Origin of the sequence: Micromonospora sp. BL4, from assembly GCF_003667505.1 — a bacterium.
Taxonomy (GTDB): Bacteria; Actinomycetota; Actinomycetes; order Mycobacteriales; family Micromonosporaceae; genus Micromonospora.
On sequence record NZ_RCVJ01000122.1, the window covers coordinates 18,896 to 27,217 of the forward strand.

The following is an 8,322-nucleotide window of genomic DNA, read 5'->3' on the forward strand; positions in this document are numbered from 1 at the left end:
GGCCGCGCAGTGGGGGACGCGATGAGCCGGCTGCTGCCCCTGCCGGTGGTGCTGCCGCTGCTCGGCGCGGCGCTGACTCTGCTGCTGGCCGCCCGGCCCCGGCTTCAACGCGGGGTCAGCGTGCTCTGCCTGGGCGGCACCCTGACCGTGGCGCTGCTGCTGCTGGTGCAGGCGTACCGGCACGGGCCGGTGGTGATGGCGATCGGCGGTTGGCCGGCGCCGGTCGGCATCGTCCTGGTCGCCGACCAACTCGCCGCGCTGATGCTGGTGGTCTCCTCGGCGGTCATCCTCTGCGTGCTGCTGTACTCGATCGGCCAGGGCCGCAGCGAGATCGGCGAGACCACACCGGTGGTCATCTTCCACCCGACGTATCTGGTGCTCACCGCCGGCGTCACCAACGCGTTCCTCGCCGGTGACCTGTTCAACCTCTTCGTCGGCTTCGAGATCCTGCTGGCCGCCAGCTTCGTGCTGATCACCCTCGGTGGCACCGAGATCCGCATCCGTACCGGATCGACGTACGTGGTGGTCAGCATCCTCTCCTCGATGATCTTCCTGGCCGGGGTGGGGCTGGTGTACGCGGCCACCGGCACGCTCAACCTGGCCCAACTCGCCCAGCGCCTCGACGACCTGCCCGCCGGCGTCCGGCTGACCCTGGAACTGATGCTGCTGCTCGCGTTCGGCATCAAGGCGGCGGTCTTCCCGCTCTCGGCCTGGCTGCCGGACAGCTACCCCACGGCGCCCGCGCCGGTCACCGCGGTCTTCGCGGGGCTGCTGACCAAGGTGGGCGTCTACGCGATCATCCGCACCGAGACGCTGCTCTTTCCGGGTGGGCAGGCGGACGAGCTGCTCATGGTCGTCGCCGGGCTGACCATGGTGGTCGGCATCCTGGGCGCGGTGGCCCAGTCGGACATGAAGCGGCTCTTCTCGTTCACCCTGGTCAGCCACATCGGTTACATGATCTTCGGAGTGGCGTTGAGCACCGTGGCCGGGCTCTCCGGCGCGATCTTCTACGTGGTGCACCACATCACCATCCAGACCACGCTGTTCCTGGTCGCCGGGCTGGTCGAGGAGCGGGCCGGCAGTACCGACCTGCGGCGTCTCGGCGGGCTGGCCCGGATCGCGCCGCTGCTCGGCGTGCTGTTCTTCGTCCCGGCGATGAACCTCGCCGGCGTGCCACCGTTCTCCGGCTTCCTCGGCAAGCTCGGGCTGCTCCAGGCCGGGGTGGCGGCCGGCGGGCCGCTGCCCGCGGTGCTCGTCGGGGCCGGCACGCTGACCAGCCTGCTCACCCTCTACGTGGCCTCCCGGGTGTGGAACATCGCCTTCTGGCGGTCGCCCCAGCTGGCCACCACCGAGCCGGCCGTCCGGCTGCCCGCGCTGATGGTCGGGGCCACGATGGCACTGGTCGCGTTCGGGTTGGTGCTGACCGTGCTGGCCGGTCCGCTCTTCGAGGTCACCGCCGACGCGGCCACCGACCTGCGCTCGCGCACCCCGTACGTGCGGGCCGTGCTGCCGGGTGGCACACCGTGACCGACCCGACCGGCACGGCCCCGGGCGGCGCCGAAGAGCCGGCCGCGCCACGGCGGCGCCGGCTCGGACGCTGTCGGGACCAGGCACTGGCGCTCGGCTGGCTGGTGGTGGTCTGGAGCCTGCTGTGGGGCCAGTTCAACTGGGCGAACCTGGCCGGAGGCCTGGTGGTGGGAGGCGCGGTACTGCTGTTCTTCCCGCTGCCGGCGGTCACGTTCGCCGGCCGGCTGCGCCCTCGCGCGCTGCTGGGGTTCGCGTTCCGGTTCGGCACCGAACTGGTCGGCGCGAGCCTGCACGTGGCCCGGATCGCGGTGCAGCCCGGATACCGACCCCGCGGGGCGATCATCGGGGTGCGGCTGCGGGTGCCCACCGACCTGAACCTGGCGCTCACCGCGGAGGCGGTCTCGCTGGTGCCCGGCACGCTGATCCTCGAGGTGGACCGGGATTCCGGAACCCTCTACCTGCACGTGCTGGACACCCACGGGCCGGCGGACCTCACCCTGGCCCGGGAGCGCACCCTCGCCGTCGAGCGGCGGATCGTCCGGGCGGTGGGCTCCGCCGCCGAACTGCGCCGCGTCGAGACCGATCCTGTCGAGAAGGGAAACCTCCCGTGATCACGTTTCTGGCCGTCGTCCTCACCACCCTGCTGTCGGTGACCGCGCTGCTCGCGCTGACCCGGCTCTACCGGGGCCCGTCGCTGCTGGACCGGGTGATCGCCGCGGACATGCTGCTCGCCACCATGGTCGGCGCGGTGGGCGCCGAGGCGGCGGTCAACCGGCACGCCACGACGCTGCCCGTCCTGGTGGTGCTCTCCCTGCTCGGCTTCGTCGGCTCGGTGTCACTGGTCCGCTTCGCCGTCCGGGAGCAGGCGTGATCGGGACGATCGCCGACTGGCTCGGCGCCGGATGCCTGGTGGCCGGCGCGCTGCTCGCCCTGGCCGCCGGGATCGGCGTGCTGCGCTTTCCGGACGCGCTGTCCCGGATGCACGCGGCCACCAAACCGCAGGTGCTCGGGGTGCTCCTGCTGCTGCTCGGCATCATGCTGCGGCTGCGGTCGAGGGCGGACCTCGGCATGATCCTGCTGGTGGCGGTCTTCCAGCTGGCCACCGCGCCGGTCGCGGCACAGATGATCGGCCGGGCGGCGTACCGGGCCGGCCGGCTCGATCGGGGCCTGCTCGACGCGGATGAGCTGGCCGAACGGGGGCCGGGCGGTGGGTCGGCGGGACCGGGGTGAGGGCCCGTGCCGCCGCTGGGGAACCGGACGATCGGCGCCTTCGGCCCACCCTCAGCGGAGTCCCAGCCAGCGCCGATAAAATGAGGGCATGATCGACTCGTCTGCCCAGGAGGGCAGCAGTAGCCAGCCGGGTCATGCCCGGCATAGTCCCGTTCCGACGACCCCGGGAGCCCTGAGCGACCCGTGTTGATCGTCGTCGGTCTCCTTCTGATCATCGTGCTCACCGCCGCCACCGGTTACTTCGTGGCGCAGGAGTTCGGCTATGTCGCCGTCGACCGCGGCAAGCTCCGCCAGCTCGCCGATGACGGCGACGCGGCCGCCGCCCGGGCCCTGACCGTCACCAGCCGGCTCTCCTTCATGCTCTCCGGCGCGCAGCTCGGCATCACCGTCACCGCGCTGCTGGTCGGGTACGTCGCCGAGCCGTACCTCGGTGGCGGCCTCGCCGACCTGCTCGGCCTCGCCGGCGTCGGCGACGCGGTCAGCCTCCCGCTGTCGGTGGCCCTGGCGCTGGTCATCGCCACCGTGGTCCAGATGGTCCTCGGTGAGCTGGCCCCGAAGAACCTGGCCATCGCCCGGGCCGAGCCGCTGGCCCGGGTGCTGAGCCGGTCAACCCTGATGTACCTCGCCGTCGCCGGGCCGGTGATCCGGCTCTTCGACCGCGCGTCGGTGCGGCTGCTCCGGCGGTTCGGCATCGAGCCGATCGAGGAGCTGCCCAGCGGCGCCACCCCGGCCGACCTGGAACAGATCATCGCCGAGTCCCGCGAGGAGGGCAGCCTGGACGCGGAGATGTCCACGCTGCTCGACCGGGGGCTGGATTTCCGCGAGCTGACCGCCGGCGAGGCCATGGTGCCCCGCGTCGACGTGCACACCGTACGGGCGCACGAGCCGGTGAGCCGCGTGGTCGAGCTGCTGGACACCGGCCACTCCCGGTTCCCGGTGCGCGGCGCGGAGGGCGTCGACGACCTGATCGGTGTCGTCGGCATCGCCGACGTGCTCGGCGTACCGCCGGCGGAGCGGGCGACCACCCCGGTGAGCGCGGTGGCCGGGCCGCCGTTGCTGGTGCCGGAGACGTTGCCGTTGCCGACGGTGCTCGACCGCCTGCGGTCCGGGCATCGGCAGATGGCCTGCGTGGTCGACGAGTACGGCGGCTTCGCCGGCGTGATCACCCTGGAGGACATCGCCGAGGAGCTGGTCGGTCCGATCCGGGACGAGGACGACCCACCGGAGCGGGCGCCCGCCCGGCAGGACGACGGGTCCTGGGTGGTGCCGGCCCGCTGGCGGATCGACGAGGTCGCCGACAGCACCGGCATCGCGTTGCCCGAGGCCCCGGAGTACGACACCCTCTCCGGCCTGGTCATGCGGGAGCTGGGCCGGGTGCCCGAGGTCGGCGACCGGCTGGAGATCAGCCTGCTGCCCGAGGGCGCCGACGCCGAGGACGGCGAGGCGGAACCCCGGGCGCTGGTCGAGGTGCTGGCCGTGGACCGGCACGTGGCCGACTCCGTGCGGTTGCAGTTGACCGAGCCGGGCGAGGTGCCCGCATGAGCCCCGGCATCGCGCTGTTCAGCTCGGTGATCCTGCTGGCGTTGAACGGGTTCTTCGTGGCCGCCGAGTTCGCCCTGGTGGCCAGCAAGCGGTACCGCCTGGAGCAGGCGGCGGCGAGCGGCGGCCGAGCGGCCCGGGCGGCGCTGGACGGCGTTCGCGAGTTGTCGCTGATGCTGGCCGGCGCCCAGCTCGGCATCACCCTGTGCACCCTGGGGCTCGGTGCGTTGGCCGAGCCGGCGATCGAGCACCTGCTCAGCCCGCTGCTGCACGCGGTGGGGCTGCCGGACGCGGCCAGCCACCTGATCGCCCTGATCTTCGCCCTCGGGTTGGTCACCTTCCTGCACCTGGTGGTGGGGGAGATGGCGCCGAAGTCGTGGGCGATCACGGACGCGGAGCGCTCGGCGACGCTGCTCGCGCTGCCGTTCCGCGCCTTCGCCCGGGTGGCCCGGCCGGTGCTCTCCGCGCTGAACGCGCTGGCCAACGCGATCCTGCGGCTGTTCGGGGTCAACCAGCAGGATCAACTGGCCCAGGTGCACGGCCCGGACGAGCTGCGGATCCTGCTGGAGCAGTCCCGTGAGCACGGGCTGCTCGGCGCCGAGCAGCACCAACTGCTCACCAGCATGCTGGAGTTGCAGGGCACGTCGGTGGCACAGGTGATGGAGCCGTTCTCCACCATGGTCACCGTCCGTCGGGACGACCCGGCCGAGCGGATCGAGCAGGTCAGTCGGGACAGCGGCCGGTCCCGGCTGGCCGTGCTGGACGCGGCCGGGGACGTCTGCGGCCTGGTGCACGTGCGGGAGGCGGTGCGGGTGGTCACCACCGGTCGCGTCGCCACCGCCGGTGAGCTGATGACGCCCGCGTTCACGCTGCCCGCGACGTCCTCGGTCACCGAGGCGGTGGCCGCGATGCGCGCCCGGCAGTCCCAGCTCGCGCTGGTGCGCAACGGCGGCGGCCCAGCCCGGCCGATCGGCTTCGTCGCCCTGGAGGACCTGCTGGAGGAGGTCATCGGCGAGTTCGACGACGAGACCGACACGGTGCCGCGCGGGCGACGGTTGCGCTGAACCGGAGGGGTGGTCCCTCTTCGTGGAAGTCGGGGTGACCGAGGCCGGGGTCCGCGACAGTTGAGGTGGCCTCGTCGGGGCTGGTGTGGCTGGAAGCGTGGCCTGGTGGGGGGCGCGGTGCGGCTGACGGGGGTGTCCCGGGAGTCCGGCTGGACCGGGCTGTCCGTGCAGACCACGCTTCCCAACCCGAGCACCCGTCCGGGCCTGCGCCTGCCGGGGCGGGTGACGTTGGCGGCCGGGCCGGACGACGTCCTGGTGCGGCACATCCGGCTCGGCCTCGTCACCACGGTCGAGCCGGACGACCCGGCCGCCGCCAAGCGGCTGGTGCAGTTCTTTCAGCTGCCGATCGCCGGCCGGTTCGTCGTACCGGCCGGTCGGCGGCGGGCGGTCGACTTCGCGTTGCCGCTGCCGTGGGAGACCCCGGTGACCATCTTCGGTGCGGTGCCGCTGCTGAGCCTGCGGATGGGGCTGCGTACCGAGGTCTCCGTCGACCCGGAGCTGGATCAGGGGGCGATGGTGCCGGTCTTCGTGCACCCGATCCCGACCCAGCAGCACGTGCTGGCGGCGTTGGAGACGCTGGGTTTCATGATCCGCCAGGCCGGGCTGCAGGAGGGTGGGCTGCCCGGGGTGGCGCACACCCTGCCGTTGCACCAGCGGTGGGGGTACTGGGTGGGACCGCTCTACGCCGGCCCGATCACGGAGCTGGAGGTGATCTTCGTGACCAATTCGGCGGGCCTGGAGGCGATCTTCTGGCTGGACCGCCGGCTGGCGCTGGCCGGGATCACCCACCAGAGCATCAGCCGGTTCCGGATCTGGCACGCGGGCGCCGACCGGCGGGACTGGGTCGCCACCGTGGACGGCTGGCTGCGTCAGGCGATCAACCGGCACGCCGCGGCGGCGGCGCACGCCGACTGGTCCGCTCAGCTCAACGAGTCCGCCCACGTCAGCCGCCACCCCGACGAGCCGGTCCGGCCCGGCTACGGCCTCGGCGGCACCGCCGGCGCCGCCGGGGTCGGTGGCGGTGGAGGCGGGGGTGACGGCACCTGACCCGGACGGGTCAGCCGGCGCTGGCGGTGGCCAGTTTGAGGCTGAAGGCGAGAAAGAGCGCGGCGACGGCGGTGGTGCCGCCGGCGGCGAGGCGGCGACGCTGGCGGAACTGCGCGGCCAGGAAGGTGCCCGCGAAGATCAACGCGGTCAGGTAGATCGCGCTGGTCGCCTGGGCGATCAGCCCGAGCAGCAGGAACGACAGCGCCGGCCAGGCGTAGCCGGGGTCGACGAACTGGATGAAGAACGAGATGAAGAACAGGATCGCCTTCGGGTTCAGCAGGCTGATCACCAGCGCCTTGCGGAACGGGCTGCGCATCGCCGCCGGCTCCGCGGCGTCGATGAGCCGCGGCGTGCTCGGGTCGTTGCGGTCGCGCCAGCGTCGCCAGGCGCCGCGCAGCATGGTCACCCCGACATAGGCGAGGTACGCGGCGCCGGCGTACTTGATCACCAGGAACAACGGTGGGTACGCCTTGAGCACCGACGCCACCCCGGCGGCGGAGAGGAACATCAGCACCCAGTCGCCGACGAACACCCCACCCGCGGCCCGGTAGCCCGCCCCCACGCCCCGCTTGGCCGCGGTGGAGAGCACGAAGAGTGAGTTCGGCCCGGGCAGCAGAATGATCGCCACGGTGCCCAGCACGTACGTCCAGATGTCGGTGATCCCCAGCACGCCGCCATCATCACGCCACCGGTGCCGTCCGGCGAAGCCTTTCCCGCAGCCGGAGCTGTGCGTTCGGCCACTCGTCGACGGTCATCGCGTACTGCACGGTGTCCCGCCAGGAGCCGTCCGGGCGCTGCCGGTGCATGCGCAGCACGCCTTCCCGGGTGGCGCCGAGCCGCTCGATGGCGGCCTGTGAGCGTTCGTTGCGGATGTCGGTGTGCCAGGCGACCCGTACCGCGCCCAGCTCGTCGAAGGCCCGGGTGAGCAGCAGCAGCTTCGCCTCGGTGTTGATCCCGGTACGCCACCACGGCCGTCCGAGGAACGTGTGCCCGATCGCCACCGCCCGCCGTTCCGGGTCGATCTCGTAGTAGGAGGTGGTGCCGACCACGGCCCCGGTCACCGCGCAGCGCTGCACCCAGGGCACCCGCTCGCCGCGGTGCTGGGCGGCCAGCGCGGCGGCGATCACCTCGGCGGTCCCGGCCGGCGTGGTCGGCAGCGCCACGTTGAGGTGACGCCAGACCTCCGCGTCGGCGGTGGCGGCGTGCAGCTCGTCGGCGTGTGCCAGGTCCAGCGGCTCCAGCCGGACGTGCTCGCCGGCCATCGCGGCCGGGTCGTGCCAGGGCGTGCGGGCCGTCCGCAGGTACGCCGGCAGCGGCGCGGTGACCCCGGCGGCGGGTTCCGGCAGGCCGGGGGTGAGCCGCAGCGGCAGCACGCCGGCCCAGTGCGGCAGGTGCAGGTCGGCCTCGTCCTCGCGGACCCCGCCGGTGCGGGCCCGGACCGACACCTCGCGCAGGGGCAGCGCCAGCACGGCGGTCTCGGCCAGCTCCCGCCGGTTGGGCGGGCGGCTGGCCGCGCTGCGTCCCGCGCCGACCTTCTCCACCAGCGCGGTCAGCATGGCGGTCTTCTCCCGCTCGTCGGTGACCAGGCGGGCGGTGCCGAGCGCGACCACCGAGCGGTAGTTGGCGCTGTGGTGGAACTGGGAGCGGGCGTAGACGAGCCCGTCGAGCAGCGTCACGGTGACGCAGACCGGCAGCCCGTCGCCTCGGGCGGCGAGCAGTGGGCGGCTGCCGGTGGAGCCGTGCAGGTAGAGCGTGTCGCCGATGCGCACGTGCAGGGTGGGCAGCACCCGCGGCTGACCGTCGACGGTGAACCCGAGCGCGCAGTGGTACGCCTCGTCGAGCACGGCGTGCGCGGCGGCCCGGTCGTAGCTCATCCGGTCGCGGGAACGGCTGGGGGTGGTCCGGGCGGTGGGTG

The 8,322-nt window shown here is 73.0% G+C and carries 9 protein-coding genes; 7 read left to right on the plus strand and 2 right to left on the minus strand.

Annotated elements, in window-relative coordinates; all coding sequences use genetic code 11:
- The first annotated feature begins 21 nt into the window (after positions 1-21).
- The 7 genes from EAD89_RS13955 to EAD89_RS13985 all read left to right on the plus strand — a co-directional run bounded on the left by EAD89_RS13955 (position 22) and on the right by EAD89_RS13985 (position 6,407).
- The gene (locus EAD89_RS13955) at positions 22-1,527 is read left to right on the plus strand and encodes a Na+/H+ antiporter subunit D (protein ID WP_121675992.1); all 1,506 of its coding nucleotides are present in this window, start codon (positions 22-24) and stop codon (positions 1,525-1,527) included.
- On the plus strand, positions 1,524-2,138 hold the full coding sequence (locus tag EAD89_RS13960) for a Na+/H+ antiporter subunit E (RefSeq protein WP_121675993.1): 615 nt from the start codon (positions 1,524-1,526) through the stop codon (positions 2,136-2,138). Before EAD89_RS13955 ends, EAD89_RS13960 begins: the two co-directional genes overlap by 4 nt.
- Complete coding sequence (locus EAD89_RS13965; protein ID WP_121657150.1) at positions 2,135-2,398, plus strand: monovalent cation/H+ antiporter complex subunit F; 264 nt, start codon at positions 2,135-2,137, stop codon at positions 2,396-2,398. The genes EAD89_RS13960 and EAD89_RS13965 overlap by 4 nt, the downstream gene beginning before the upstream one ends.
- On the plus strand, positions 2,398-2,757 hold the full coding sequence (gene mnhG / locus EAD89_RS13970) for a monovalent cation/H(+) antiporter subunit G (protein WP_121675999.1): 360 nt from the start codon (positions 2,398-2,400) through the stop codon (positions 2,755-2,757). The genes EAD89_RS13965 and mnhG overlap by 1 nt, the downstream gene beginning before the upstream one ends.
- Positions 2,758-2,940: 183 nt before the next feature.
- Complete coding sequence (locus tag EAD89_RS13975; protein ID WP_121675994.1) at positions 2,941-4,299, plus strand: hemolysin family protein; 1,359 nt, start codon at positions 2,941-2,943, stop codon at positions 4,297-4,299.
- On the plus strand, positions 4,296-5,360 hold the full coding sequence (locus tag EAD89_RS13980) for a hemolysin family protein (protein ID WP_121675995.1): 1,065 nt from the start codon (positions 4,296-4,298) through the stop codon (positions 5,358-5,360). Before EAD89_RS13975 ends, EAD89_RS13980 begins: the two co-directional genes overlap by 4 nt.
- Positions 5,361-5,477: 117 nt before the next feature.
- Positions 5,478-6,407, plus strand: a complete 930-nt coding sequence (locus tag EAD89_RS13985; RefSeq protein ID WP_121675996.1) for a sporulation protein — start codon at positions 5,478-5,480, stop codon at positions 6,405-6,407.
- Positions 6,408-6,417: 10 nt separating this feature from the next.
- Here the strand turns inward: EAD89_RS13985 and leuE are convergent, their stop codons facing one another.
- A complete protein-coding gene (gene leuE, locus EAD89_RS13990; RefSeq protein WP_121675997.1) occupies positions 6,418-7,077 on the minus strand; it encodes a leucine efflux protein LeuE in 660 nt (219 codons plus the stop codon).
- 10 nt (positions 7,078-7,087) lie between these two features.
- Positions 7,088-8,322: bifunctional pyridoxamine 5'-phosphate oxidase family protein/GNAT family N-acetyltransferase (locus EAD89_RS13995; RefSeq protein WP_233578651.1), on the minus strand; the 1,235-nt coding region annotated here is incomplete at its 5' end.

Coding starts and splice junctions, on each gene's coding strand:
- EAD89_RS13955 (WP_121675992.1), top strand. CDS start 22: ATGAGCCGGCTGCTGCCCCTGCCGGTGGTGCTGCCGCTGCTCGGCGCG.
- EAD89_RS13980 (WP_121675995.1), top strand. CDS start 4,296: ATGAGCCCCGGCATCGCGCTGTTCAGCTCGGTGATCCTGCTGGCGTTG.